Origin of the sequence: Paenibacillus sp. R14(2021) (assembly GCF_019431355.1) — a bacterium.
Taxonomy (GTDB): Bacteria; Bacillota; Bacilli; order Paenibacillales; family Paenibacillaceae; genus Paenibacillus_Z.
In genome coordinates this window covers 4,572,996-4,599,028 of record NZ_CP080269.1, presented here as the reverse complement: position 1 = coordinate 4,599,028, position 26,033 = coordinate 4,572,996, and the positions used below count along the sequence as shown (strand labels likewise).

Genomic DNA, 26,033 nt, shown 5'->3' with positions numbered 1-26,033 from the left:
TTCGGCCGGACAAAATGTAGTTCATTCGATGCAAAAAAAAGGGTCCGCTTGCCTAATAGCAAGCGAACCCTTTGCCAATTAGCAAACGTCCCCTACGAAAAGCGCTTATGAGCGGGCGCCGACATCCAGATCACCCGAGCCCGTGCGGATATGCACCGGCACCGATCCGGTTCCGAACGTAAGATGGCCGTTAACATCCTCATCCCGAAGTGCCTTTGCATCCGGCCAGTCGTTGTCGAAGCTGCCCGAGCCTGTGCTGTAGGTAATTTCAGCCTGCGAGGGCCGGCTATCCGTCATAAGCGACACATTGCCGCTGCCTGTCTTCAAATTAACCGGCTGCGTGATGTCCTTCTGCGCGAGCGAGACGTCGCCGCTGCCCGTGTCGACTTTGACCTCGGCCTCGACGTCCGCGGCATCCACATTCCCGCTGCCGATATCCACGGCCAGCTGCTTGGCTGCAAGCCGCTCGACCGCGACGTCGCCCGAGTTGGCCTTGACCGTCACATTCCCGCCCGAAGCGATATCGGAAGCATCCACATTGCCGCTGCCTAAGGAAACGAGCAGCTCCTTCGTTTGCAGCTGGCTCAGCTTCATATCGCCCGAGCCGCCATCCAGTGCAATTGCATCGATTGCCATGCCGCTGAGCTGAATATCGCCGCTGCCGGAATCCAGCTTCAGCTGGCGGTATTGCTGCTGCGGCAGCTCCAGCTTCATATCCAGGTTAAGGATGCTAACGCCCATGCTGAAGCCGGTATGTCCTTCGAAGGCTACAATCAGCGAATCGCCTTCCTTCTTCAGCTTGAGCTTGAGCTTAAGCTTATTCATATACTTCTTGCTGGCGCGGCCCGTCAGCGTCGCTTTGACCTCGCTGCTGTCAGTGGGTACAATCGTTAGATCGATACTGCCGCTGTCAATTGCAACGGTGTTAATGCCTGCCGCCGAAATTTGCTGCTGTTGATGAACCTCTTCCGTGCCGAACGAGAAATCCCCGCCTAGCTGCAGCGTGCCGAATGCCCCGATCAAACCGACGACCAGCAAAATAATGCCTACGAGCAGCCAGTTTCTCATCCTCTTCTCACCCTTATCACTTTGGAATTGAATTTCAAATATTGCAGCGTCAGCTTCGCAAATGCACGCGTCAGCCAGTTGGCCCCTGCGCCGAGCAGCATGCCAAGCCCAATAAGCGCCATGGAGATAAATGTCGCCTGTAAGCCCGTAATCGCGCCGCCAAACGAACCCTCGTACATCGCCATCAGCGAAGACAGCGCCACGGCCGCAGCCACGGCCCAAAGCGAGAGCAGCACGCCAAGAATCGCAATAAACGGCCCGAGGACGAAGATCAGATTAAAAAAGCCCAAGCTCACGGCAGCGAAAACTGCGCGCGATACAAGCGTGATGCTGCCGCTCTTATGGTTCGCTTGCTCCACGCGGTAGTTCAGCAGCAGCTCCTTGGCAATCAGCCGAGGGTCTCCCAGCTCGCTTGCCGCTTCCTCCTCGCTGCGGCCAAGTTCCGCGGATGCCCGGAAATGCTCTTCGTAATCGTACGTCCATTCCCGGCGCAGCTTCTCGGGCACGGGCGCAAGAAGCTCCCACAATTGCCGCAAATACGATTCTCTTATCATCGTTCGACACCTTCCTTAATGAGTTCATCAACCGCGACGGAGAAGCTCCGCCATTCGCTGATCAACGCCATCAAATGCGCGTGGCCCTGCGGCGTCAGCTTATAGTACTTTCGGGGTGGACCCTCGGACGATTCTCTCAGGTACGTGGAGAAATACCCCTCCTGCGTTAGTCGGTTCAGCAGGGGATACACACTGCCTACAGCCACCTCGAATTTCGCCGACATCGTCACCGCAAGCTCGTAGCCGTACCGGTCTTCCCAAGCGGTCAGGGCCAGCACGCACAGGTCGAGCACGCCTTTCTTAAATTGCACATTCATAAGCAGCGCTCCTATTAGTTATCACTTAGTATTCATCATTATAGAATAGCTGACCAAAAATAAAGGAGCGGTTCCGCTCGTTAGCTATACTATATCACCAGCTATTCTGCATTGCAATATAGTGTCTGCAATTAGGCTCACTTTGGATGGCGTGCCGCAATATGGTATGCTTTCACTATCGCAAAGAAGATAACTTGGAGGTAGAAGAAGATGAGCCGCAATAACTATGAAGTTGAACAGATCGACGATACATATGTCCTGTACAAGCTGAAGGACGCCCGCACGAATTCTTCCGTCACGGTGTGCCCGGAGCGCGGCGCCATCGCCACAAGCTGCATGCTGCACGGCGAGGAATTGTTTTATTTTGACCGCCCCACGTTTCTTGACCCGCAAGCGAATATCCGCGGCGGAAACCCTATCCTGTTCCCCATCTGCGGACAGCTGGTGGACGGCAAATACGAATGGGAGGGACGCAGCTACACCATGCGCAACCACGGCGTTGCCCGTAACCGTCCATGGGAGGTCGTGTCCACCAAGACGGATGGCGAAGCTTCGCTTACCGTTCGGCTGCGCAGCAATGAGAGCACGCTTGTCGAGTTCCCTTTTGCCTTCGAGCTGCTGTTCACGTATGCCCTGGTTGATGGCGAGCTCCAGATCCGCCAAACGTACAGCAACTTGTCGGATCGCAGCATGCCGTTCTATGCCGGCTTCCACCCTTACTTCCGTACGGAGAACAAGAACGTGGTCTATGCTACAGACGCGACGAAATACCTCGATTATAACGACAATGTCGTTAAGCCGATCGAAGGCATCATTACGCTGGATGGTTTGAAGGAATCCGTCGCGCTGCTGGATGCAACCGATCGCAGCATCGCTTTCCCGCGTCCGGGCATCGGCACGATCAAGCTGACCTACAGCGAGGCGTTCAACTACGTCGTGCTTTGGCAGGTGAATGGTTCGCCGTTTATTTGCGTGGAGCCTTGGATGGCGCTGAACAGCGCGCTGAATACCCGCGATGGGCTGCCTGAGCTCGAAGCCGGCGGCAAGCTGGATTTAACCTTTGCAATCGGGTTCATGAAATAATAAGCAGCTCATTTAGGGAGAAGGAGATGCGGACATGGAACAGACGAGGTTGACGCACGAGACGCAATCGGAGAAGGCAGGCGCGAATGAAGCAGAGAAGAACGCCCAGATAGCTGCAGAAGACGCTTCGATGCGCAGACGGATGGGCAATTCGGATTTAATGCTGTCTCCGCTCGGACTCGGATGCTGGCAGTTCAGCAAAGGCAGGGGTCTGGTCGGCAAGTTCTGGCCGGTGCTCGGCGACGACGCGATTACAGCAATTGTGCGCACCAGCCTCGCCGGCGGCATCAACTGGTTCGACACCGCCGAGGTCTACGGCGGCGGACGTTCTGAGGAAGCACTGGCGGATGCACTGAACGCGGCAGGGGATGCGGCGCGCGGCGCGCATATCGCAACGAAATGGTGGCCGATCATGCGGACCGCCGGCAGCATCGGGCGTACGATCGGCGAGCGGCAGCGGAGGCTGAAGGATTGGCCGATCGACCTGTATCAGGTGCATCAGCCGTTCTCCTTCTCCTCGGCTACGGCCGAAATGAAGGAGATGGCGAAGCTAGTGAAGGACGGCCGCATTCGGCATGTCGGCGTCAGCAATTTCTCCGCCGCGAAGATGCGCGAAGCCGATCAAGCCCTGCGCGCGCAAGGCCTGCGGCTCGTATCCAACCAAGTCAAATACAGCCTGCTCGATCGGCGCATCGAACGCAGCGGCATCCTGGAAACGGCCAAGGAGCTCGGCGTCGCCATCATTGCCTACTCGCCTCTCGAGCAGGGATTGCTAAGCGGCAAATTCCATAAGAACCCGGAGCTGGTACGGGGCATCACCGGCCCGCGCAAGCTCTCCGCCAGCTTCAAGCCGGCCGGCCTGCAACGGACGCAGCCGCTTATCGACCGGCTGGAAGAGCTAGCCGTGAAGTACGATGCATCGCCAAGCCAAGCGGCGCTGAACTGGCTGATTCACGCGAACGGCGACACCGTATTCGCGATCCCCGGCGCCTCCAAGCCGCATCACGCGGAGGAGAATATACGGGCGATGCGGTTTCGGATGAGCCAGGATGAGCTGCGGGAGCTCGCGGACATTTCGGAATTTTGCGGGAAGCGTTAGTCGCAGCGAAGCAGCAGGTTATACCTATAAATGGCCGTCCCAGCTGCCGTTAGGCTGGGACGGCCGTTACTATTTCCGCCGCCGGACAGGATTTTGCGGCACCACGCGCATCCTGCTTCTTCATCGGCTGCCCGTCTGCTTGGAGACTATCGTATCCTGCAGCCAGTTGTTCGCCTTCTCCAGCATGCCAAGCGTAATGTGGTGGTTAACTCCAGCATATTCCACCAGCTGAAGGCGTGACAGCGGTAGGTGCGGCTTTGTTTGCACGACGTATCTCTGGCTGTCGATCGGGACTGTCGTATCCTCCGTGCCGTGGAGCATCAGCAAGGCCCTCTCGTCTTCAAGCGCCAAGCGGGTGTACGGATCATGCTTCGCCAGAAATGCTTGTTCGCCGGCATCCATGGGACGTCTTCCGGTCTTCTCCCGGTACAGCTCCTCGAACTTGGCCCATGCGCATGAGCCGTTAATTACAATTCCGGCTTGTATTCGATTACTGCGGATCATGGCCCCTGCCGCGATGAAGCCGCCGGCGGAATGTCCGATGACCGCTATGGTGCCGGCGGCTTCGTTCAGCTCGGCCGTGATTGCAGCCGCCTCTTCCGCGCCCTTCAGCACCACCTGCCAGAAGTACCGTTCCAGGACGATGGTATCTCCATAATCCAGCTTCCCCCGTACGCCATGCTCGGGCAGCTCGGGTACGATAACATCATAGCCCCAATCGGCGATCATCGCCCCGAAGAACAGATAATGATCGATTGCAGACCCCCAGCCATGATACAGCAGAACCGTTCCCTTCGATTCTCCCCGCGGAGCCAGTACATGGCAAGGTATGCCCGCTCTATGGCAGCTCTCCGAACTACTCATTCTTCTTCCTCCTAATTGGCGCCTCTGCTGCAAGCCTATCCCCTGCTGCAGGCGATAATCTGCCGCTCAAACTTGCCTTTGCGAACGACGCAGCGGTCTTCGATCCGCATACCCGACTGCGTAATAGCCTCATCGATCGGCTCCGTCGTCACGATCACGATCCTTCGTGCCAAGCCGCGCACACTCCGCAGCATGGCGAGCCGCTCTTCTTCAGGAAGGACAGAACACAGGTTGTACGGCAGATCGAGCACTGCCGCATCATACGGCCCTTCCGCACCTAGCTCCAATGACGTCATATCCGCCTTTCTCACGACGTCTGGCATGCCAAAATGCGCCAAATTCAGGCGCGCCCCCTTGAGCGCCAGCGGGTTTAAATCGAAACCATCGATCAATATCCCCATCGACATCGCCTCAATCAGAACGGTGCCGATGCCGCAGCAAGGGTCAATGACGCGCAAGCCCTCATAAATTTCGGGAGCCGCGATATTGACCACCGCCCGCGCCACCCGCGTGCCGAGCGCCGTGGAATATGGCTGCGGCTTGTCGTTATGCCTCAGCCAGACCGGCTCGCTCTTCTCATACGCTCCGAACCAATAGCTTCCCCGTACAAAGGCAATGCCAAACAGCCGCTCTGGGCGGCGCATGTCGGCTTTCCCTTGAATACGCCAGCCGATTTCCTTCTCTACGGCTCGCTGGCTGTCATAATCCAAGCCTCCCTGAATGAACGTTAGCTTGAACGTCCGGCCGTCCAAATGAACAGCATCCGCTGCCTGCTCCGCAATTGCGGCAGACGACGTCTCGTTCAGCAGCACCTCTAGCTTTCCTCGAATGAAGGGACTGCGGCTGACCTGAATGTTTTTATCAATTATCACACAACCCTCTTCTGCTTCAACGCCGAATAAGGATCGCATCTCCATGCTGCATAACTCCAATTCATCCTCATGACAAGCGACCGTGTACAGATACAGGGTTCGGTTATTCGTTTGCATCATCTCAACCATTGTTTGCGGCACTCCGATAGGTGCGGAAGAGGATGGATTGATTGTAATTGCCGAACCCTTCGCCATAGAGGGTCAAGCCGCCCACATGCTCGGCATCATCGGGTACGGCAAGACGCAGCAGCCAGTCCTTGCGCTGGAGAAGGACATCCTGCAGCGTCACGTCGGAGAGGCGCTGCCCGTCGATGAAGGTGCCGCCGCTTGTCACGCGGATCACCTTCAGCCAGCCGTATTGGTTGACGGTCCACCAGGCAGGCGTAAGCTTGCCGCGTCCTTCCCCGGAATCGCCGGGGCTTGTCCAGACGCCAAGCAGTTTCTCGTTGAGGTAGACGTGTATGTCCGAAGGCCAATCCGCGCTGACGCCCGGCGCTTCCGATCCGATTTCAAACGAGATCTCGATCTCCTCCAGCGTTTGCCCCGCCAGCATATAGTTAGGGATGCGGTATTCCACGTACCCTTTGCCGAACCATAGAATCTGCGCGTGCATCCGTTCGGGCTCGATGAAATAACGAGGGTCGTCGAACTGGCCGATTACCCGCTCCGTGGTCGCCAGCCCGCAGGTAGGATGGACGTCAAAATCGGTGTAATGCCCAATCGGAACAGACACTTCGTGAAATTCCCGTGCCGGCTCAGAGGTATGCGGAATCGTCAGCTCTACGTGGCTGACGGCGATGGAGCAGATTTTGTGCGTACCGCCTCCCCGCCGGACAAGCTTCGTGTCGATGAGCCCGCCTTTCTCCAGCTTCTTCGTATGCATCGTCACAATCGCGCTGCTGAGGCCAAGCGCTCCGGCAAGCTCCTTCACGTTCATCGGCGTCTCCGAGAGCAGCTCCAAAATGCGCAACCGCACCTCGCTTGCGAGCGCCTCGTATAGAGGGAGCCATTTTCGATTTAAATTCGCGCGTATCATCCTTCTCACTCCGATGCCGTCTAGTTAAGTTAACCATTATATTAATTCAATTTTTGCAGAAAGAAAAGCTTGCGCAACGCTGAGCGGATACGCTTTAATAGACTCAAGGTGAGTTTATTCATTAATCGGTTAATAACATTATTAATTTAACTACGAGGTGAGCAATCGTGTCAATGAAAGCCAAGATGATTGTAGACAAGGATTTTACGATCGGCGAAGTCGACAAACGTATTTACGGCTCGTTCATCGAGCATTTGGGACGCGCGGTTTACGGCGGCATTTATGAACCGGGGCATGCAACCGCCGACGAACAGGGCTTCCGCGGCGACGTGCTGGAAATGGTCAAAGGCATCGACGTGCCGATCGTTCGCTATCCCGGCGGCAATTTTGTTTCCGGTTACAATTGGGAGGACGGCATCGGTCCCGTGGAGCTGCGGCCTAAGCGCCTGGAGCTCGCTTGGCGGACAATTGAGCCCAACTTGATCGGCCTCAACGAATTCGTGGACTGGTGCCGCAAGGCAAATACGGAGCCAATGATGGCGGTCAATCTGGGGACGCGGGGACCGGACGAGGCGCGGCAAATCGTGGAATACAGCAACCATCCGTCAGGCTCCTACTGGAGTGACCTCCGCGTGCAGCACGGCTACAAACAGCCGCATGGCATAAAAACGTGGTGCCTCGGCAATGAGATGGACGGACCGTGGCAGATCGGCGCCAAGACCGCAGTCGAATACGGCCGGGTCGCCGCCGAAAGCGCGAAAGTGATGAAGTGGGTCGACCCCTCGATTGAATTGGTTGCCTGCGGCAGCTCTAACCTGAACATGCCGACCTTCCCGGAATGGGAGCGCACGGTGCTGGACCTCAGCTACAATGAAATCGACTATCTGTCGCTGCACCAATATTACGGCAACCGCGACAAGGATACGGCAAACTTCCTGGCGCAATCGATGGGCATGGACAGCTTCATCAATACGATTATCGCGACATGCGACTATATGCAGGCCAAGAAGCGCAGCAAAAAGAAAATTCACCTCTCTTTCGACGAGTGGAACGTATGGTATCACTCCAACGACGCGGATTCCCACATCGAGCCGTGGACCGTCGCCCCGCCGCAGCTGGAGGATATCTACAATCACGAGGATGCACTGCTTGTCGGCAGCATGCTCATCAGCATGCTTAAACGCGCGGACCGTGTCAAAATGGCCTGCCTCGCGCAGCTGGTCAACGTCATCGCGCCGATCATGACGGAAACGGGCGGCGCCGCTTGGAAGCAGACGATCTACTATCCGTACATGCACACGAGCATTTTCGGCCGCGGCACGGTGCTTGCTCCGCTCGTCTCCTCGCCGAAATACGACGCTAAGGATTACACCGACGTCCCTTACCTTGATGCGGTCGCGGTGCATAATGAGGAAGCCGGCGAAGTGACCGTCTTCGCGGTCAACCGGCACCTTAGCGAGTCACTGCCGCTAGAGATCGACCTGCGCAGCTTCGGCGATTTCCGCATCACCGAGCATATCGTGCTGGAGCACGACGATCTCAAAGCCGCGAACACCAAGGACGCACCGAACCGCGTAACGCCGCATACACGCGGCAATGCCGCGAAGGACAACGGCGGCATTCAAGCCTCGCTCGGCAAGGCGTCGTGGAATGTGATTCGCGTAAAACTGGCTTAAGCAGATTGGTTTCCGTTTGAAGCCAAAGCTTCGAATGGAGCATTCTGCTGAGCAGGATTTGCGATGGCGGATGCGTGCCGCGTATAGGGAGCGTACGGGAGTATAGGGCTACGGGCTCGACGGGTCAATTTCTCGTGCGCAGAAGCAGGCGGAGGCCTGCTCCGACTGCTGGGTGACAGGACAGCCGCTGCTGCTTTCGGCAGCGAGCCTTTTAGCAAGCGCAGTTGAAGTTGATGCTACCAGGCATCGACTTTAACTGCGCTTTTTGCGCTTTCGATCGGGGTTGAGTGAGGTCCATTGCGCCATTTTCGCGGAATGGAGACCAATGTAGGCTGCTGGATCACCCTTTTGCGCCATTTTCGCGGAATGGAGACCAATGTGGGCTGCTGGATCACCCTTTTTTGTCATTTTCGCGGAATGGAGACCAATGTGGGCTGCTGGATCACCCTTTTGCGTCATTCTCGCGGGATGAGGCCCAATGTAGGCTGCTGGATCACCCTTTTGTGTCATTTTCGCGGAATGGAGACCAATGTAGGCTGCTGGATCACCCTTTTGCGCCATTTTCGCGGAATGGAGACCAATGTGGGCTGCTGGATCACCCTTTTGCGCCATTCTCGCGGGATGAGGCCCAATGTAGGCTGCTGGATCACCCTTTTGTGTCATTTTCGCGGAATGGAGACCCATGTGGGCTGCTGGATCACCCTTTTGCGCCATTCTCGCGGGATGAGGCCCAATGTAGGCTGCTGGATCACCCTTTTTTGTCATTCTCGCGGGATGAGGCCCAATGTGGGCTGCTGGATCACCCTTTTGTGTAATTTAGGCTGATGGCCAGTCACGTATGGGGCAAATTTGGTACATGCGGAGAGATCGGATGCGCAGGGTGAACGTTGCAGCTAGCGGGAAGACGCGGTCAATGGAGAACCAGCCTAAGATTGTGCCCCTCAAATTTTCCCTATATTTGGATTTTAAATAACCAACCCATTATACTAATACTATCATTAAATAAAACTAAGTTTCATACAATAAAACTAACTAATGCATGATCCAACACCAGCACCACCAACACCAACACCACCAGCACCACCTCACCATACCACCTAGGAGGTTTATCCATGAACTTCGAATTCATCGGCATCGATCATGTACAGCTCGCCGCTCCTGCAGGATGCGAAACGAAAGCGCGCGCATTCTTCGCCGAATTGCTCGGCTGGCCGGAGCTGGTGAAGCCGGAGAGCCTGCGGCAGCGCGGCGGCGTATGGTTTCAATGCGGCGCGCAGCAGGTGCATATCGGCGTTCAGCCGGATTTCTCGCCTGCGAAGAAAGCCCATCCTGCCTTCGCGGTCGCGCATATCGACGCGCTTCGCGAGCATCTCTTGCGTAACGGCATCTCGGTAATGCGCGACGATGCTCGAAGCGACGAAGGCGTGCAGCGCTTCTTTGCCGATGACCCTTTCGGCAATCGTCTCGAATTCATCGAGGCATCATAAATACCAGCCGGGCATGCCTTCGCGCACCGGTTTCTCCGCCGTCGAGCTCAGCCGCCGGTTTGGATTCAATAACGCTAATAAGGCGGGGGCCCCAGTCATGATGGCTCTGCATAGCTCCGCTCCACACCGCTCCCGCTGCTCTCACCCCGCAGCAGCAAAAAAAAAGCTCCCTTGTTCTGCTCCAACACAGCAGAATAAGGAAGCCTCTCACAATCACAGCCTGTTCCCCCACCAGCGCCTGCACGTAGTCGCCTGGAACACTCATCGCAGCTCCAGCCCGAATCTTACGCGCCATCCAGTGCGCATTGTACGAACGATGCCGCATGGCGCGATTCGGTCAACCCGGCTCACACGGCACACACGCCGCGGTACAGGTCCATACCCCGCAGCACCGCCTACGCCGCGCCTTGCAAAAGCACGCTGAACCGCACGCCCTCCGGCGTATTGCCGATGCTGTACTGCGCGCCATGCGCATCCAGCACTTTGCTCACGATGTAGAGGCCAAGTCCGCTCCCTCCGGTGGAGCGGCTGCGCGACTGCTCCGCACGGTAGAACGGCTCGAACAGCCGCGGGAGCTTCGTCTCGTCCAGCTGCACGCCTGTGTTCAGCACCTCTAGCCGGTACCTTGGCCCGCCGCCGTCCTCGGAATTCGCAAGCAGCTGCTGCCGTTCCTGCACTACCCGATCGCTTGCATCCTCCGCTTGTCCAGCCTCCGCAATAGACGTCGCTGGGACCGCCTCGACCAGCCGCACAACGACAAGTTCCTCTTCGCCCGAATACTGCACCGCATTCGTAATAATATTCGCCACAGCCTTCGACATCAGCCGCTCGTCGGCAATGACCATCGCTTCCTTTGGCAGCTCGTACTCGAGCTTTATCCTTTTCATGTCGGCCAAGTAGCTCATATGATTTACAGCCTCCCTCACAAGCTCCGTCAAATCGATTTTGCGCATTAGCGGGCGAAAATCGCGGCTTTCCAGCTTCGACAGCTCCAGCAGCTCATGCACAAGCTTATCCATGTCCTGCATGATGGAATACGACTTGCGCAGGTACGTATCCCTGTCGCGGAACGGACCCACATTGCCGATCATCGCCTCCAACTGGCCGCTGACCGCCGTTATAGGCGTCTTCAGCTCATGCGATATCGTAGCGACGAACTCGCGGCGCCGCGCCTCCTGCTCCCGCTCCAGCTCGATATCGCTCTTGAGCTGGGCATTAGCCCCCTGCAGCTCGCCCATCGTCGACTGCAAATTGACCGCGAGCTTGCTGAGGCTCAGCGACAGCTCGCCAAGCTCGTCGCGGGACTTCAGCGCAGGCTCCGTCACCGTGAAATCCAGCTTCGCAAGCCGGTGCGCTACATCGTTCAAAGACAATAGCGGCCTCGCGATCAGCCTCGCATAGATGAAGGCGCCGCCGATGGCGATGAACAGAATCGGAATGAGCATGTACGGCAGAAACAGCAGGATCACCTGCGCCGCTTCGCCGATCGGCTGCAGCGGCGCATCCACGTACAGCGTATACGCCTCGCCGCCGTTCTCCGCAAACGAAATCTTCCGCTCCACGCTCATGATCTGCATCCTCGGCCCGCTGGTCCCGCCGCCGCCCGCGCCGTCGCGTCCATCCTCGAACCGTCCCGAGTCCATCTGCTTCCGGAAGAGCGGATTACTCGTATTCCCGCCAAGCCAGCTTCGGAAAGACCGGAAATTCGGCGGGATGTAGTAGCCTCCCCCGTCCTTGTCGCGAAGCATCATGACCGCGTTATGGTCCTGCCCGAACTTCGCGATCTGCGGCAGCGCCTCTTCTTCGCCTTCTCCGTTCACCGCGCGAATCAGCTCGCCCACGCCGCTCTCAAGCCGCGACTGCTTGATGTGCTTATAGTAGCTCGGCAGCATGAAGTAAAGCGTCAAGTAGATTAGCACCGCCGATACGACGAGCAGCGCCGTCGTAACCAGAAAGATTTTGAACCGGATTCCTCTGCGCTTGATCATCCCCCCACACCTGCCAGCTCGGATTCCAGCGAATAGCCGACTCCTTTTACCGTGCGGATGACGGAGATGCCCAGCTTTTTGCGAATATTCTTAATGTGGGCGTCGACAATGCGGGAGTCGCCGAAGTAATCGTAGCCCCAGATTTTGTCCAGCAGCATGTCTCTTGTCATAATCCGCCCTGCGTTGTGGATAAGCGTATGCAAAATATCGAATTCCTTCGTCGTCGTATCGATCAGCTTGCCATCCACGAATACTTTATACGCGTCCGCATCGAGCCGCAGCCGGCCGTCGAACAGCTGGTCACCGGACTGCACGCTCCGCGTGCGCCGAAGTACCGCCTCTACCCGCTTCATGAGCACATGAAACGAGAACGGCTTCGTAATAAAGTCGTCCGCTTCCTCCTCGAACGCCTTGAGCTGATCCTTCTCTTCACCCAGCGCGGTCAGCACGATGATGGGCGTATCCCCCTTCTCGCGAATATGCCTGCAGATTGCGTAGCCGTCCATCGATGGCAGCATCAGATCAAGAATGACCAGATCATAGGCCTTGCTCTGGCATTTCCCCCAGCCTTCCAGGCCGTCGCTGGCCGTTTCTACTTCATACTGCTGCGCTCTCAGAAACTCCGCAATGAGCTCTTGGATATAATAATCGTCTTCAATGACAAGAATAGCCGCGGGCATAGCGAACAACCCCCATTTTACCGATGATAGCTTTAAGTCTAGCCGCCTAGGCTGAAACCAGGCTGAAGCGAATCTGAAAATTAGCTGAATACACGTAAAAAACCGCCGGCAATCGCTGCCCGCGGCTTCATCTCGTCCTCTTCTACGTGTGCTGCTGACCCGCCAGCTTCTCCTGCGCCATGCGAATCATCTCTTTCACCATCGCGCCGCCGATCTGTCCGCCGACTTGGCCTGCCGATTCCGTCGATAGATGACCGTTATAGCCTTGCTCGAGCGGAACGCCGAGCGACTTAGCCACCTCGTACTTCACGTCGTCCGGCTGGTTCGGGTTCACAACAAAGCCTTCCCGCCGCATCACCTCAGCCTTGAACGCGCTCATCGCAGCATCCGCGCCGGGCACAAGATGCTTCCTTCGACTCCGCCTTGCCATATGCCATCGCCTCCCTGAGAGTATGTACCCTTTACACTCCCCAATCGAAGCCTGACCTATGCAGCGGCGCGCCGATTAATCGAACCAGCCCTTCACTTTGAACCAGACATACATCGAAGCAGCCAGCAGCGCCATCACCGCGAGCACCGAATAATAACCGAAATGCCACGTCAGCTCGGGCATGTTGTTGAAGTTCATCCCATAGATCCCGACGATAAACGTAAGCGGCATAAATATCACCGTGATGACGGTCAACGTCTTCATGATCGTATTCATCCGGTTCGCGCTGAGCGACATGTAATGATCCCTCAAATCGGAGGTCATATCCCGGTTGGCATCCACCATTTCCGTCAGCTTCAGCAAATGATCGTAAATATCGGTGAAAAATAAATGGTAATGGCTCAAAGCCGGAATCCGCTGCGTATTGATCACGCGGTACAGCAGCTCCCGCATCGGAATAATCGTTTTGCGCAGCTTGAGCAGCTTGTTGCGGATCTCAAACACATCGCTGAGCTTCTCTTGGATGCCCTGCTCGGCAGGACCCGTCTCAAACTCTAGAATCTGATCCTCGATCGCTTGCACCGCCGGAAAATATTGATCCACCAGCTCATCCATGACCACATAGGCGGCATGCAGACAGCCATGCGCTTCCATGCGCGGCTTTATCGATACCTTCTCCCAAGCATGCTCGAGCTCAGGCAGCGGCTTCAGATGGTAGCTGACCAAATAGTTCGGACCCAGGAACAGATCTACCTCAAGCGTCTCCAAGGTTGTTTCGTTCATCGCATGCAGTACCAGGAAATGCACATCGTCGTAATGGTCCATTTTCGGCCGCTGCAAGTAGAACAAGCAATCTTCAATCGCCAAGGGGTGGAAGTGAAATACATCCTCCAGCAGCTTCGACTCCTCCGATGAAGGCGAGCAAAAATCGACCCAGAACCAGCTCACATGGCTGCGGTCAAATTCCGCAAGGGAAGACAAGCGGACGATCCGTTGATCGTTCATAACGGCAAGCACTTTGATCATAAACAAGAACGCTCCATCTGTTTTTCATCTATTGTAGCATGATCGGATCACGGGTTCGAAATCGGCTTCGGCTTGCCGGTTGCGCCAACGACCTTGCCGAGCACATGCACGGCGCTGAGGGGGCCGAACAATGCACTGTCCAAGCTGCGGTCCGAGGTATCTCCAAGCACGTACACGGATCCCTCCGGAATTATCATCTCCGGTATCGACTTGCTGAAGATCGCCTTCATCGTTTTCACGCATGCCGCCGGGCAGCTCTTCTCGTCGCTGTTGGCCAGAAATTCCCGCTCCGTCTGCCCCCAGAACAATATGCGGCCGTAGAAGGTAGACAGTCGTTTCCCGTTAATATAGATCTGCCCTTCACGGATCGAGAACCGCTCGCCGGGAAGCGCGATAACCCGGGCCGCATTCTGCTTTGGGGGCGTGGTCCGCTCTCCGTAATCAAACGGAGGCAGCGAGAACCAGACCACGTCGCCCCGCTGCGGCGGTGATGACACATAAGCTCCCGCATCCACGACAAGCTGTCCGTCTGTATCTGTTGAATAGCTGCCCTGCTTGCCCGTCATGCCGTCTGAATAGAAATCGACGAGCAGCATTCCGCTTGTCTGAACGCCTTTGGGTAAGCTGATCGGGGTACGGGAATCCGTGATGCCCCTGTCCCTTTGAATGGTATACCACAGGCTCACGGCCATCACCGCGATTGCCGCTGCTGCATATAAGAGACGCTGTGAAGACCGAATAGGCATAGAAGGAGCTCCTCCTCGTAACTTAACGGTAATTGAACTTAAAGCTTACAACGCCGCTGTTGTCCATCGTATATGAGAATCTGGAAACGTTTCCATGTTTCATGATCATGCCATACCAGCTCTTCGGGCCTTCTTCGTCGGGGTATGTACGCTTCAGCGTGATTGACGGTGCACCTGCATTAATGGCGGTATCCAGCCGTGCCTCGAATTCTCCGGCCGAATCCACGGTCAGGCCGTTGAACGTAAAATAGTTATACGTCTTGGCCGTCGCCCGCGGCAGCTTGTCCGTGTACGGCCAGTCATGGTCGCGGCGGAGTTCGTCATCGGTTACGTTGAAATAACCGTACGTGAGCCTGCCGGCAGCATCCGGAACGGGGTCATCCCATGTCACGTCCAAATTATAGTACTCGCCGCCAATCTTCACTTTATTCCAGGCATGAGCGCCGCCGGCCACCGTTCCTGTTACGTAATAAGTTTCAACCCCGGCCATCCGAAGCAGCAGCAGTGCCGTGTACGCATAGCCTTGGCAGACCGCGATGCCATTGTGCAGCAAGCCGTAAATGGTATAGGAATCCAGCGGCACCGTGCCTTTGCGGAAATTATCGTAATCGTAGGCGGTGTGCAGCAGCAAGTAATCGTGAATCGCCAGCTCCCGCTCGTAGTCGGTCATGCCCGGCTTCACGATATCAGCCAGCACCTCGCGCGCCCGTCCATCTACGAACCTTGCCCGATCATTCTTGATGACTACGGGCTTGGCTTGCAGGAGCGCATCCAACAGATCTTGTTCGTCGCGGACAAAATAGCGCCCAAAGCGCTCAAAGATCCGATATACGAGCACGATGGACTGCTCTCTTGTCGTCGTCTTGCGCGGCAGAAACCGGGCTTCCGAACCGGAGCCGTCGCCTTTCATAATGCCGCTAGCCGTCAGCAGCCCAATCGCTTCGCTCGACCAAGCCGCGATCTGCTTCGCGTCCGCAAATACGGGCACCTCCGCCATGGCCGCCGCTGATAGCTCCGCTTCAAAACCTGCCTTCGCAAGCGTATTGCAGAGCATCAGCGCAATTTGCTCCCGCGTAACCGGCGCTTTCGGCGAGAACGTGCCGGTGCCGGTGCCTTGCACGATGCCAAGCGCATAGGCCTGCAGCACACGCGGGTTGTTCGTGTCGCGGAAGGGATCCGTTCCCGGAACCGGCGCCTGCTCGTCCGTCAGCACCTCGTAAAGCTGCACCGCCATATCGCTGAATTCCTGCCGGGTCAGCGCCTGCTGGTAGCTGTTCGTCAGCCCGTACGGGATTAGCCCGCTTGTAATCGCGGCATCAATCTCCTGCTTCGCCCATTCGCTCGGTGCGCCCTTGGCAGCCTCGGCGGTGTGCGGCGCCAAACCCAGTTGACTCGTTACCAGACCCGTTATAAGAAGAAGTGCTGTCCACGATTTTCTCATCCCAATTTTCACAATCCTCCTGCATGAAGCAGCGTTGTCAATGATGCTATGTTTCTACTCTATTGTTTCTGTTATCGTTTAAGTTCATTAATAGCTTACCATAAAAATGGGCATGATTTACAATTCTCTACCTTAAATTCTCATGAATTAATTTCGTCTCCTAACGACAAAATAACCATACAGGGTCAGCACCTGCATGGCTATTTAAATACGGAAACCTTTCTTCTATCAGTAAACTTTCATTGAATTGTTAGAAGCTTCCGCTCGATTTGCTCTGCATCACAGCCATCCATTCTTCTCCGCGATCCCGATGGCATCAATCCGATTCTTAGCTTCCAGCTTCTGAATCGCTTCCGACAAATAATTGCGCACCGTACCCGCGGACAAAAACAGCTTGCCGGCGATGTCGCCGGCGGATAAGCCTTCCGACGCCAGCTTGAGTACTTCACGTTCGCGCTCGGACAGCGGATTCTCGCTCTCGAAGAAGGTCATCGCAAGCTCGGGACTTACGGACCGGCCGCCCTTGTACACCGTTCTCAGCGCAGCGCCAAGCTCGTCAATCGGCGAATCCTTGAGCAGGAAGCCGCGAACGCCCGCTTTCATGGCCCGCTGGAAATACCCTGAACGCGAGAAGGTCGTCAAGACAACCACCTTGCAGGAATGATTCATCTCCTTCAACCGCTCCGCAACGTCCAGTCCGCTCATGTGCGGCATCTCAATATCCATCACGCAGATGTCGGGATTCAACTGCTCGATGACTTCGAGCGCCTGCCGTCCGTTCTCTGCTTGCGCGATGACCTCGATATCGTCTTCCAAATCGAGCAGCGCGCTGAGTGCGCCGCGAAGCATCCCTTGATCTTCCGCTACGATGACTTTCATGATTTATCCCCTTTCCCTGCTTTTTCCACCACAGGCACCGTGAAAACGAGCCGCGTTCCTTGACCTGAGCTCACAGGCTCGATCGCCAGTACGCCCTCGATCAGCTTCAGCCGGTCCCGCATTCCCTTCATCCCGTTGCAGGTGCTTAGGGCTTGCTCCCCTTCCCCATTCTTCTTGAGCAGCCCGACGCCGTTATCTTCGATCGTCAGAAGAAGGCTGCCCGCTTCACGCTGCAGCTCTACCCTGCATAACCCGGCCCGGCTGTGCTTGACGACGTTCGTAACGGATTCCCGCAAACACATGCCGAGAATGTTATCGATCAGCGGCGATGGAATCGGGCTGTCCAAATCCCCTCGCTGCTCCAGTAGAATACCCGCCGCGGCGAGAATTTGCTTCGCATGATCCACTTCCAGCCGGATCGTAACGGCATTCATGCCCGATACCAGTTCGCGCACTTGCTTTAGCGCAGCCCGCGAGGTCGCCTGAATATCCTTCACTTCCTGGGTGGCACGCTCGGGATGCTTCGTGATGAGCTTCTCGGCCAGCTCGCTCTTCAGCGTAATGAGCGACAGCGTATGACCGAGCGTATCATGAAGGTCCCGGGAAATCCGCTGCCGCTCCTCGTTCTTGGACAGGCGCGCGATCTCCTCGTTGGCAAGATTCAGCTTCTGGCGCAGCTCCTTGGACCGCTTGCCCAGCTTGAAGCCGATCGGCATGACGAGCATGACGAACATGGCCGGCAGCAGCTGCACAAGCTGATCCTGGTCCAGGTAGACCTGCCAATGAACGAGGTCGAACGCGAACAGCGCAATCAAGGCGGCATATCCGATGATCGTTTGCCTGCGCGACTTCAGGAGACCGATAATCGGCGTGGGATAGAAAGCCAAATAAATGCCGCTCGCATCGAGCTTCAGGCAAAACAGAAGCGTAATGAAGATCAAGCCCAGAACAGCGAACAGCCGCGTGCGTTCGTACAAATAGCCGCAAATGTACAACACGATGAAAACCGCTATGACCACCAGACCTTCGATCAGCTCCGGCAACGGCTGCTTGAATAAGCTCACAAGCGGGAACACAAGATAAATAAGCCACACCATTGTAAAAATGAGAGGCGGTCCTTGATCGGGCCGCCTGCTTAATTTGCGCATGAAGTTAACACCGCTTCCGTGGTCTTTATGTCGTCAAGAGAGGCTCGAGCCGCAGACTCTTACACTGCTTCTTGCTTTCTCATGATATAGGAAGATAATAGCATAAACACGACCACGTAGGCTGCGAGAATACCGACGCTCGACCACTCGACCGTACCGCCGCCCAGCATGCTCCAGGCACCTTGGCCCACCCGGTAGGTTGGCGTCAGCTTAGAGATGTCCTGCATGGTTTGCGACATCGTGGACGTCGGCATCCATAAACCGCCGAGCACAGATAAGCCCATGTAAACGATGGTGCTGAGCACTTGAACCGCATCGGGATTGCGCATCGAGCCGAACAGCGTACCGAGCGCCATGAACGACATGCCGCCCGCCCAGATCCAGGCGCCGCATGCAAGCCAAGTGGAGATTGGCAGATCGATATGCTTTGCTAATCCGCCGATGACGAACATCATGATGACAATGAAGAAATTAATGATTGCCTGCGCACTTACTTTGGACACAATGTAGGCCCATGACGGCAGCGGGGTGATTTTGAGCAGACGGATCCAGCCCTGGGAGCGTTCGCGCGATAATCGGATACTGAACGTCGAGAAGCTGGCGCCGATAATGCCGTAGCTGGTCATGGACATGAGATAATACGAGGTGAAATCTACGCCATTATCCATCTTCTGGCCGCCCATCGTACCGGAGAACAAGAAGAAGAAAGCCACCGGCATCACAATCGAGAAAATAACAAACCGTTTATTGCGCACGGTACGAAGCAGCTCAGCCTTGCACTGGGCCACTGCAGCCCGAAATGTCGTATTCATTTCTATTCATCCCCTTGTTTATCGTGGAATATTAATTCGCTTGCTGGACGAGGGCTTGGAACGCATCCTCTAGTCCGCCGCTTTGAATCTCGATATCGCGCATGTCGAGCCGCTGCTCAATCAGTGCCTTGATCAACCGGTCCGTATCGCCGCTGAAGAGCCGCACCTTGCGTCCGCTCCATTCCACGTCCGTAACGCCCGGCAGCGCGCGAAGCGCTTCGGTTGTAACTGATGCACCAGCGATGAAAGAGATCACGCGGCCGGTTGTCTCGGCTTTGATCTCGCTCGGCGTACCGTCGGCGATGATACGGCCGTTATTGATGACGACGATCCGGTCGGCGACGCTGTCCGCTTCATCGAGATAATGCGTCGTGAGCACGATTGTCCGCCCTTTCCCCGCCATGGCGCGAACCGTATCCCAGAACAGCTGGCGGGAAGTGACATCCATGCCCACCGTGGGCTCGTCAAGGAAGATGACCTCCGGATCGCCTGCAAGTGCCAGGGCGAAGCCTAAGCGGCGCTGCTGCCCGCCGGAGAGCGCGGAGGCCATCTTATCCTTCTCGGCTTCTAAGTTGGACACTTTAAGCAAATAATCGAGCGCCAGCGGCTTCTCATAATAGCTGCGGAACAAATTAATGCTCTCCGCCACCTTCAACCCGTCGATGACGCTCACATCCTGCAGCATCGCACCGATCCGGTCGCGGACGCGCGTATCGCCGGGATTGCCGCCGAGCAGCTTCACGGTTCCTTTCGTCGGCTTATGCAGACCGAGAATCATCGACACCGTGGTCGTCTTGCCCGCGCCGTTCGGACCGAGCAGGGCAACCACTGTTCCTTCCGCGATCGACAACGTCACATTGTCGACAGCTTTCTTGTCCTTATAAATTTTGCTGACGCCGCTAAGCTGAATCGCTGCTTTCATTCCTGTTCACTCCCGTCATCATTTCGGAAGAAACCTGCGCCGCTGCCCCAGCAGAACCGGCTTCGTCCGTCTCTTCTTGATCTACACTCATTGTACCTGCCGGCAGCATAGGCGCGGTACACACGAATGTAATACCTTTGATATGACAAATGTCATACGGGTCTTCTGCTGTCATATGAACGAGAAACACTTGCTATCCTCCTGCTTTGCGTGTATAATGAATCCTTGTATCAAGTGTAACCTCTGGTTTTTTCCTCGTATTGGTAGTGATACCCTCTAGATCACCACAGATAATTTCCTTTTATTCACGGCTGCTTGAAGGAACACGGATTCACACTGGCGCGGTCGAGGAACCGCAAGGACGTAAGAGAGGTTAGGGCTTTCGTTGCTTTCGTGCATGATTTATTAGTTATGAGAGTAGGAAGACATTGGCGGTTACGCTTACTATACAGGGCAGCGCTGCATGATCGGCGCTAGGCCCCGCTTACATGAACAAATAGACCCCCGCTTCGGGAAGAAGCGGGGGTCGTCCAATTTTACAGCGTTATAACCGGTGCCGCCGGCTCTCTTCGTTCCAGGCTGATCCACACAAGTCCTGCCGCCATGAACACGGTGCCTGTCAGCTGCCACGTACTAATCGATTCGTCGAAGAACAAGTACCCTGCGGCCACAGCGGAAGCCGGAACCACATAGCGGAAGAAATTCGCACGCGCCGCCCCGATTTTAAACATGCTTGCATTCCATACTACGAACGCGAACACGGTACAGATTAGAACGTTGTACACGATAGCCGTGTAGTGGCTGCCTGTCAGCGAGCCCCAATCGACCTTCCCCCAAGCGTGCAGCGTCAGAGGAAACATAAAGATCACGCCGAAGGTAATGAACCAAGTGCTGACGCGCAGGGCGGAATACTGCCGCATAAGCGGCATACAGGCCAGATTGAACAGCGCGCCGACGAAGCTGATGCCGAGCGCCAAGAGATTGCCGATCATATGCTCTGACGATAGATCGAACCCTTCCGAGCCGCCCAGAATGATGAGGCATACCCCTGCCATCGCAGCAATTCCGCCAACGACTAGACGCGAGGTGATCCGTTCCCGCAGGAAGAGCGGCCCAAGCAGCGCGGCGAAAATCGGCCACGGTGCCACATTGAGCAGCGATGCGTTGGCAAGCGTCGTATATTTGATGGAATACATAACTGCGATTTCAAGTCCCGTAACGCCCACAAGCCCAATAAGTATCAGCTTCCATGCTGCCTTGAGCGGAATGCCGACACTGCCTTCCTTGATCTTCAGCAGCAGGAAGAAAAACGGCAGCGACAGCGAAAACCGCAGGAAAGCGAACAGTACCGGATCAAAGGTATCCATCGCTTTACGCGATACGCCGAAATTCGCTCCCCAAATGGCGGCGACCAATGCCAGCCCCATATAGTACATCCATTTGCGTTCATGTTTCATTTGTCTACCGATCCCCATTCCTTATCCTTTGTAGCCTCGTGAACAGTTTGACCGATTCAGGGCGGAAATTCAATAGAAATTCGGCAGATGGATGCCAACGCGTTTCAGCCCCGTCCGGACCGTCACGCCTTCGGTTCTGGAACAACCCGCGAGAGTCGAAATAGCGGCAGCGCCCATTCGATCCAATCAAGCTCTTCGCTTACGAGGCGAAGCTTCCGCTGGTAGAGCAAATACCGTCCGAACTGTTTGGAGGCGAAGTCCGTGACCGGCAGCTCTTCTGCTTCCATTAACCGAATCTCGCCCTCGAGCCGGCTTCTCCGTGCCGCTAGCGCTTCGCTCCGTTCCCGGAAGAGTCCCTCGGCCGCCTCCGGCTGAATCAGACCGATCGCGTAGACCTTGATCAGAAACTCGTCACGCTCCAATTGCATCGATGGGGGCTGATTCTGGATCCAGTGCTTCAGCTCGGCGATGCCTCGGTCCGTGATGCTGTAAATTTTCTTATCCGGCTTGCCGGTTTGCCCGACCAGCTCGAAGGTGACCAGCTTGTCCTTCTCCAGCTTCGCGAGCAGCGGATAGATTTGACTATGCTGCGCCTGCCAGAACAGCTGCAGCAGCTTCGTCAGCTCATAACCCGAGCAAGGCCTGCGCGCCAGCATGCAGAGCAAGGCGTATGATAATGCGTTCATTCTGCGAATCCCCCTAGAAAGCACTCTTTTGCCGAGAATCGTACCATAATTCATGCGAAAACGCATGCCGGAGGGATGCGCTCCTTCCCACTGCCCCTGACACGTTCTCCGGGGTTCTACAAAAGTTAGAACTTCGCCCGCGAGGCTCAGCTGAGGTACGCTAACCTCAATACAGATGAGGAGTGATGAAGCATGCCGCTTTCCCGGCTGGTTCTTCCATGGCTTTACCGCAAACTAACGAGCGCCGCAATCTCGGCGGTCCTGACTTCCGTCTACTTGGCAGTCGCCATGCTTTACAATGCCGGATCGGACCTCGGCGTCAAACCCTTGCTGAGCATGATTATGATTGTGCTCCTCTATGTAACTCCGATGATGTATATCTATGGCGTTGCCTCCTCTATGATCAGCGAGCTGCTGCTCTATAGACTGTTACGGCGCAAATGGCTGCATGGCCCCTTATCCGCCGCTCTTCATATGTTTTTCGGCTATTGGGGACAGCTGCTGCTGCTTGGCTTCTTCTCCTATAAATCCGGCATTCTAGGTATGCAGTGCGCACTGCTCTACTTCCTCATTGATCTGATTTTGTCGAAATTCCTTACAAACGCCGCACTCTCCCGCGCAATACAAGCCTTCATTTTCCTTCCGCTGCTCCTGTTCTTCATTTCAATAATTGGCATAAATTTGTAGAAATAGCATTGCCTTGATTACGCTTTCTTGCTAAGATAAACCTAAGCTTTAGGGCGATGCCGCTTGATACGAAACAGCGATCCTGTCACCGGTTCTGCGGCTGTTAATGAGGTGTAACGCATGAATCCAATCGAAGCGGAATTCAGCAACCTGGTCAAAGCCTTCCGCAAACGCCATATGGGCAAAGGCCCGAGCCGCATCACGACAACCTTCTGCAAGCGCTGGGCCATCTGCGAGATGGAAGGCAATCTCTCGCCCGTCGAGAAGTTCATCGCGGCAGCGAATGACGGCAAACAGCTGCTTCGCGAGGCGCGCACGCAATGGGTGAAAGATATTTACCGCAAACATCCGCCGTTTGAAATGGAAGAGCTGCTCGGCGCACGCTACGTGGAGCTCTATCTCGATATTGATATCGACAAGGACTTCGGCATGTCGATCTTCGTCTTCGATCAGGATATCGAGCGCAAGTTCGGCGGCAACCGCTAGAGACGAGTTAGGCGTTGGCGCTTGGCAGCGAACCTGCGAGAGACTAGCCGCAAAGAGACGATTTTTTCTTCAACTATGAACCATGTGCCTCTTCCATCCGGAGTGAGCGTGCTTGCTTCATTCCGAAGAAAAGGCCGGGGCTCCGCGCGGTTTTTTTAATGCCATTTTGCAGTCGCCGCGGCTTTGATGCGACAGGAGGTATATAAGTCATGGGGAGAACAAAGCATACCGGACCGATTAAGCTGCCGAGTCTGCCGAATTCGAAGCTCTGGGTAAGCAAAATACCTTTCGGGCTCGGCAAGGTGAAGCCGCATCACATTCGCGATACGCTGAAAGTCATGGCAGACAACCGCGATAATTTGCCCTATGCGTTACGCATTCTGACACAGGGCGTTTGCGATGGCTGCGCGCTTGGCGTATCCGGCTTGCATGACCAGACACTGGCCGGTCCCCATGTGTGCACGACACGGCTGAATTTGCTCCGGCTGAACACCATGCCTGCCATCAAGCCTGCCGTGCTGCATGCCGATATCGACGAGCTCCGCCGGATGGACAGCACCGCGCTGCGCAAGCTGGGGCGATTGCCTTACCCGCTCATTCGCCGCAAGGGCGAACGGTCCTTCAGCCGCTTGTCGTGGGACGAGGCGCTGGGCCTGATCGCGGCGCGGATTCGCGCCATCGATCCGAAGCAGCTGGCTTTCTACCTGACCGCCCGCGGAATCACGAATGAATCCTACTACGCGGCGGCCAAGGCAGCGCGCTTCCTTGGAACGAACAATATCGACAACGCTTCGCGGATCTGCCATTCGCCGTCCAAAACAGCGCTGAAGCGCTCCATCGGCATCGGGGCTTCCAGCTGCAACTACAAGGATTGGATCGGTACCGACGTGCTTGTGTTCTGGGGAAGCGTTGCGGCGAACAACCAACCGGTATCCACCAAATATATGTACGCCGCCAAACGCAAGGGGACGAGAATCATCGTCATCAACCCTTACCGCGAGCCTGCGATGGACGGCTACTGGGTACCTTCTATTCCTGAATCCGCCCTGTTCGGAACGAAGCTTGCCGACGATTTCTACCAAGTCAACATCGGCGGAGATATCGCCTTCATGCACGGGGTCATGAAGCATTGGTTCGACATGGAGGCCGCTAAGCCCGGCTCCGCCATCGATCATGCTTTCGTGCGCGAGCATGCGAACGGCTTCGATGCGCTTCGCACGCATGTACTGGCGCAAGACTGGGCGCAGCTTGAACGTTCTTCCGGCTTGTCGCGTGCGCGCATGACGGAATTCTCCGAGCTGCTCGCGGCGGCGAAATCAGGCGTCTTCGTTTGGAGCATGGGGCTGACGCAGCACCGCTTCGGCTCCGACAATATCTCGCAGGTCGCCAATTTGGCGCTGCTGCGCGGCTTCCTCGGCCGCGAGCACTGCGGCCTCATGCCGATCCGCGGCCATAGCGGTGTCCAAGGCTCCGGCGAAATGGGTGCCGATCCGTTCAGCCTGCCCGGCGGCGAATTTAAGGGTATGGACATCGCGCGGATGGAAGCGATATGGGGGTTCCAGCTGCCGCGGTGGCAGGGGGACATTGTCGGCGTTACGCTGGAGAATGCGCTGCTGCCCGATGAACACGAGCGAAAGCTCAAGCTGTTCTATACGTCCGGCGGCAATTTCCTCGAGACGATGCCTGAGCCGGATTTCGTCCGCTCCTGCTTGGAGGCCGTCGACATCCGCGTTCACCAGGATATCGTACTGAACACATCGACGCTCGCCGATGCCCGTGAAGCCGTCATCGTCCTGCCGGCCATGACGCGCTACGAGCAGCCCGGCGGCGGCACCTCTACATCGACGGAACGGATGGTGTATTTCTCGCCGGAGATTGAAGGCCCACGCATTGCGGAAGCACGCGCGGAATGGCAGATTTACTGCGACTTGGCCGCGCGGGTCTATCCAGCCCGAGCCAAATCCATTACGTTCAAGAGCGCCAACGCGCTGCGTGCGGAGATTGCGCTTGCTGCGCCGAACTACGATGGTATCCAGTTTCTGAAGAACAAGGGCGATGTGTTTCAATGGGGCGGCGCTTGGCTCTGCGAAGGAGGCATCTGTCCCACGAAGGACGGACGCGGCCAGCTCCTGCCGATCGAGCTGCCGGAGCTCCGTAAGCCGGACGGCCATTTCTACTTCACGTCCCGGCGCGGGAAGCAGTTCAATTCCATGATCTACGGCGGCACCGATCCTTTCAATGCCGCAAGCCGGTACGATGTGCTGATGCATCCAAGCGACGGTCTTAAGCACGGCATCGCGGAAGGCGAGGCTGTCGTGCTGTACAACAGCTCCGGCACGTTCCACGGCAGAGCCAAATACGCCTCCATCGCCGAAGGCAACCTGGAGCTCTATTGGCCGGAATGCAACGCCTTGCTTCCGAAGAAGGTCTATGAGCCGCATGCCGGCATTCCGGAATACAATGCGGCGGTTATCATGGAACGCGCGGAAACCTATCATTCGCTGAAGGACACCCGTTACGTGGAGAAGCGAATTGCAGGGCTCGACCATGAGCTGCACGAAGAGGACTTACAGGAAGTGAAATAGACGG

26 protein-coding genes are annotated in these 26,033 nt (G+C 56.2%); 7 read left to right on the top strand and 19 right to left on the bottom strand.

All coding sequences use genetic code 11. The annotated features are described in order from the left end of the window. Positions 1-105: 105 nt before the first annotated feature. The 3 genes from KXU80_RS21480 to KXU80_RS21470 are packed head-to-tail and all read right to left on the bottom strand — an operon-like array spanning position 106 to position 1,939. On the bottom strand, positions 106-1,068 hold the full coding sequence (locus KXU80_RS21480) for a DUF4097 family beta strand repeat-containing protein (RefSeq protein WP_219835176.1): 963 nt from the start codon (positions 1,066-1,068) through the stop codon (positions 106-108). Further along, positions 1,065-1,622 carry an HAAS signaling domain-containing protein gene (locus KXU80_RS21475; RefSeq protein WP_219835175.1) on the bottom strand — a complete coding sequence of 186 codons (558 nt, stop codon included), beginning with the start codon at positions 1,620-1,622 and terminating at the stop codon, positions 1,065-1,067. The genes KXU80_RS21480 and KXU80_RS21475 overlap by 4 nt, the downstream gene beginning before the upstream one ends. Continuing rightward, positions 1,619-1,939, bottom strand: coding sequence for a PadR family transcriptional regulator (locus tag KXU80_RS21470; protein ID WP_219835174.1), 321 nt, complete (start codon positions 1,937-1,939; stop codon positions 1,619-1,621). Before KXU80_RS21470 ends, KXU80_RS21475 begins: the two co-directional genes overlap by 4 nt. Positions 1,940-2,149: 210 nt before the next feature. Here KXU80_RS21470 and KXU80_RS21465 point away from each other — a divergent pair, with 210 nt between their 5' ends. Beyond that, entirely contained in the window at positions 2,150-3,022 is an 873-nt protein-coding gene (locus KXU80_RS21465) for an aldose epimerase family protein (RefSeq protein WP_219835173.1), read from the top strand. 160 nt (positions 3,023-3,182) lie between these two features. Continuing rightward, positions 3,183-4,121 carry an aldo/keto reductase gene (locus KXU80_RS21460; protein ID WP_219839150.1) on the top strand — a complete coding sequence of 313 codons (939 nt, stop codon included), beginning with the start codon at positions 3,183-3,185 and terminating at the stop codon, positions 4,119-4,121. A 120-nt stretch (positions 4,122-4,241) separates the two neighbouring features. Here the strand turns inward: KXU80_RS21460 and KXU80_RS21455 are convergent, their stop codons facing one another. Genes KXU80_RS21455 through KXU80_RS21445 form a run of 3 tightly spaced genes read right to left on the bottom strand, consistent with a single transcriptional unit; the run spans position 4,242 to position 6,893 of the window. Then, positions 4,242-4,985, bottom strand: a complete 744-nt coding sequence (locus KXU80_RS21455) for an alpha/beta hydrolase family protein (RefSeq protein WP_219835172.1) — start codon at positions 4,983-4,985, stop codon at positions 4,242-4,244. Positions 4,986-5,020: 35 nt separating this feature from the next. Continuing rightward, positions 5,021-5,986: a TRM11 family SAM-dependent methyltransferase gene (locus KXU80_RS21450; RefSeq protein ID WP_258171091.1), complete on the bottom strand. Its 966-nt coding sequence runs from the start codon at positions 5,984-5,986 to the stop codon at positions 5,021-5,023. Beyond that, positions 5,979-6,893 carry an ArsR/SmtB family transcription factor gene (locus KXU80_RS21445; RefSeq protein ID WP_219835171.1) on the bottom strand — a complete coding sequence of 305 codons (915 nt, stop codon included), beginning with the start codon at positions 6,891-6,893 and terminating at the stop codon, positions 5,979-5,981. The genes KXU80_RS21450 and KXU80_RS21445 overlap by 8 nt, the downstream gene beginning before the upstream one ends. A 173-nt stretch (positions 6,894-7,066) precedes the next feature. On the opposite strand from KXU80_RS21445, the gene KXU80_RS21440 reads away from it, so the two are divergent. Together KXU80_RS21440 and KXU80_RS21435 are read left to right on the top strand one after the other, a co-directional pair. Then, a complete protein-coding gene (locus tag KXU80_RS21440; RefSeq protein WP_219839148.1) occupies positions 7,067-8,569 on the top strand; it encodes an arabinosylfuranosidase ArfA in 1,503 nt (500 codons plus the stop codon). Between the two features lie 1,112 nt (positions 8,570-9,681). Continuing rightward, on the top strand, positions 9,682-10,056 hold the full coding sequence (locus tag KXU80_RS21435) for a VOC family protein (RefSeq protein WP_219835170.1): 375 nt from the start codon (positions 9,682-9,684) through the stop codon (positions 10,054-10,056). A gap of 395 nt (positions 10,057-10,451) precedes the next feature. Here KXU80_RS21435 and KXU80_RS21430 read toward each other — a convergent pair whose 3' ends face one another. The 13 genes from KXU80_RS21430 to KXU80_RS21370 form a co-directional block, all read right to left on the bottom strand. Beyond that, a complete protein-coding gene (locus KXU80_RS21430) occupies positions 10,452-11,501 on the bottom strand; it encodes a sensor histidine kinase (RefSeq protein WP_374987798.1) in 1,050 nt (349 codons plus the stop codon). Between the two features lie 539 nt (positions 11,502-12,040). Then, a complete protein-coding gene (locus tag KXU80_RS21425; protein WP_219835168.1) occupies positions 12,041-12,724 on the bottom strand; it encodes a response regulator transcription factor in 684 nt (227 codons plus the stop codon). 142 nt (positions 12,725-12,866) lie between these two features. Further along, complete coding sequence (locus tag KXU80_RS21420) at positions 12,867-13,154, bottom strand: alpha/beta-type small acid-soluble spore protein (protein ID WP_219835167.1); 288 nt, start codon at positions 13,152-13,154, stop codon at positions 12,867-12,869. Between the two features lie 75 nt (positions 13,155-13,229). After that, positions 13,230-14,180: a magnesium/cobalt transporter CorA gene (corA, locus tag KXU80_RS21415; protein WP_219835166.1), complete on the bottom strand. Its 951-nt coding sequence runs from the start codon at positions 14,178-14,180 to the stop codon at positions 13,230-13,232. Between the two features lie 47 nt (positions 14,181-14,227). Continuing rightward, positions 14,228-14,926 (bottom strand): signal peptidase I, encoded by a 699-nt coding sequence (lepB, locus tag KXU80_RS21410; RefSeq protein WP_219835164.1) that lies wholly within the window; start codon positions 14,924-14,926, stop codon positions 14,228-14,230. Positions 14,927-14,948: 22 nt separating this feature from the next. Then, positions 14,949-16,367, bottom strand: a complete 1,419-nt coding sequence (locus KXU80_RS21405; protein ID WP_219835163.1) for an S-layer homology domain-containing protein — start codon at positions 16,365-16,367, stop codon at positions 14,949-14,951. Between the two features lie 279 nt (positions 16,368-16,646). Further along, on the bottom strand, positions 16,647-17,249 hold the full coding sequence (locus KXU80_RS21400) for a response regulator transcription factor (RefSeq protein ID WP_219839147.1): 603 nt from the start codon (positions 17,247-17,249) through the stop codon (positions 16,647-16,649). Next, a complete protein-coding gene (locus tag KXU80_RS21395; RefSeq protein ID WP_219835162.1) occupies positions 17,243-18,394 on the bottom strand; it encodes a sensor histidine kinase in 1,152 nt (383 codons plus the stop codon). Before KXU80_RS21395 ends, KXU80_RS21400 begins: the two co-directional genes overlap by 7 nt. Before the next feature lie 59 nt (positions 18,395-18,453). Continuing rightward, positions 18,454-19,206, bottom strand: coding sequence for an ABC transporter permease (locus KXU80_RS21390; protein ID WP_219835161.1), 753 nt, complete (start codon positions 19,204-19,206; stop codon positions 18,454-18,456). 31 nt (positions 19,207-19,237) lie between these two features. Then, entirely contained in the window at positions 19,238-20,128 is an 891-nt protein-coding gene (locus tag KXU80_RS21385; protein ID WP_219835160.1) for an ABC transporter ATP-binding protein, read from the bottom strand. Continuing rightward, positions 20,106-20,318 (bottom strand): hypothetical protein, encoded by a 213-nt coding sequence (locus tag KXU80_RS21380; protein WP_219835159.1) that lies wholly within the window; start codon positions 20,316-20,318, stop codon positions 20,106-20,108. Before KXU80_RS21380 ends, KXU80_RS21385 begins: the two co-directional genes overlap by 23 nt. A 346-nt stretch (positions 20,319-20,664) precedes the next feature. Further along, positions 20,665-21,585, bottom strand: a complete 921-nt coding sequence (locus KXU80_RS21375; protein ID WP_219835158.1) for a DMT family transporter — start codon at positions 21,583-21,585, stop codon at positions 20,665-20,667. Positions 21,586-21,707: 122 nt separating this feature from the next. Beyond that, entirely contained in the window at positions 21,708-22,271 is a 564-nt protein-coding gene (locus KXU80_RS21370; RefSeq protein WP_219835157.1) for a PadR family transcriptional regulator, read from the bottom strand. A 192-nt stretch (positions 22,272-22,463) separates the two neighbouring features. Between KXU80_RS21370 and KXU80_RS21365 the strand changes: the two genes are divergently transcribed. The 3 genes from KXU80_RS21365 (at position 22,464) to KXU80_RS21355 (ending at position 26,029) form a co-directional block, all read left to right on the top strand. Next, positions 22,464-22,958, top strand: coding sequence for a hypothetical protein (locus KXU80_RS21365; protein WP_219835156.1), 495 nt, complete (start codon positions 22,464-22,466; stop codon positions 22,956-22,958). 120 nt (positions 22,959-23,078) lie between these two features. Further along, a complete protein-coding gene (locus tag KXU80_RS21360; protein ID WP_219835155.1) occupies positions 23,079-23,444 on the top strand; it encodes a Na-translocating system protein MpsC family protein in 366 nt (121 codons plus the stop codon). Between the two features lie 209 nt (positions 23,445-23,653). Beyond that, on the top strand, positions 23,654-26,029 hold the full coding sequence (locus KXU80_RS21355) for an FdhF/YdeP family oxidoreductase (protein WP_219835154.1): 2,376 nt from the start codon (positions 23,654-23,656) through the stop codon (positions 26,027-26,029). Positions 26,030-26,033: the final 4 nt, after the last annotated feature.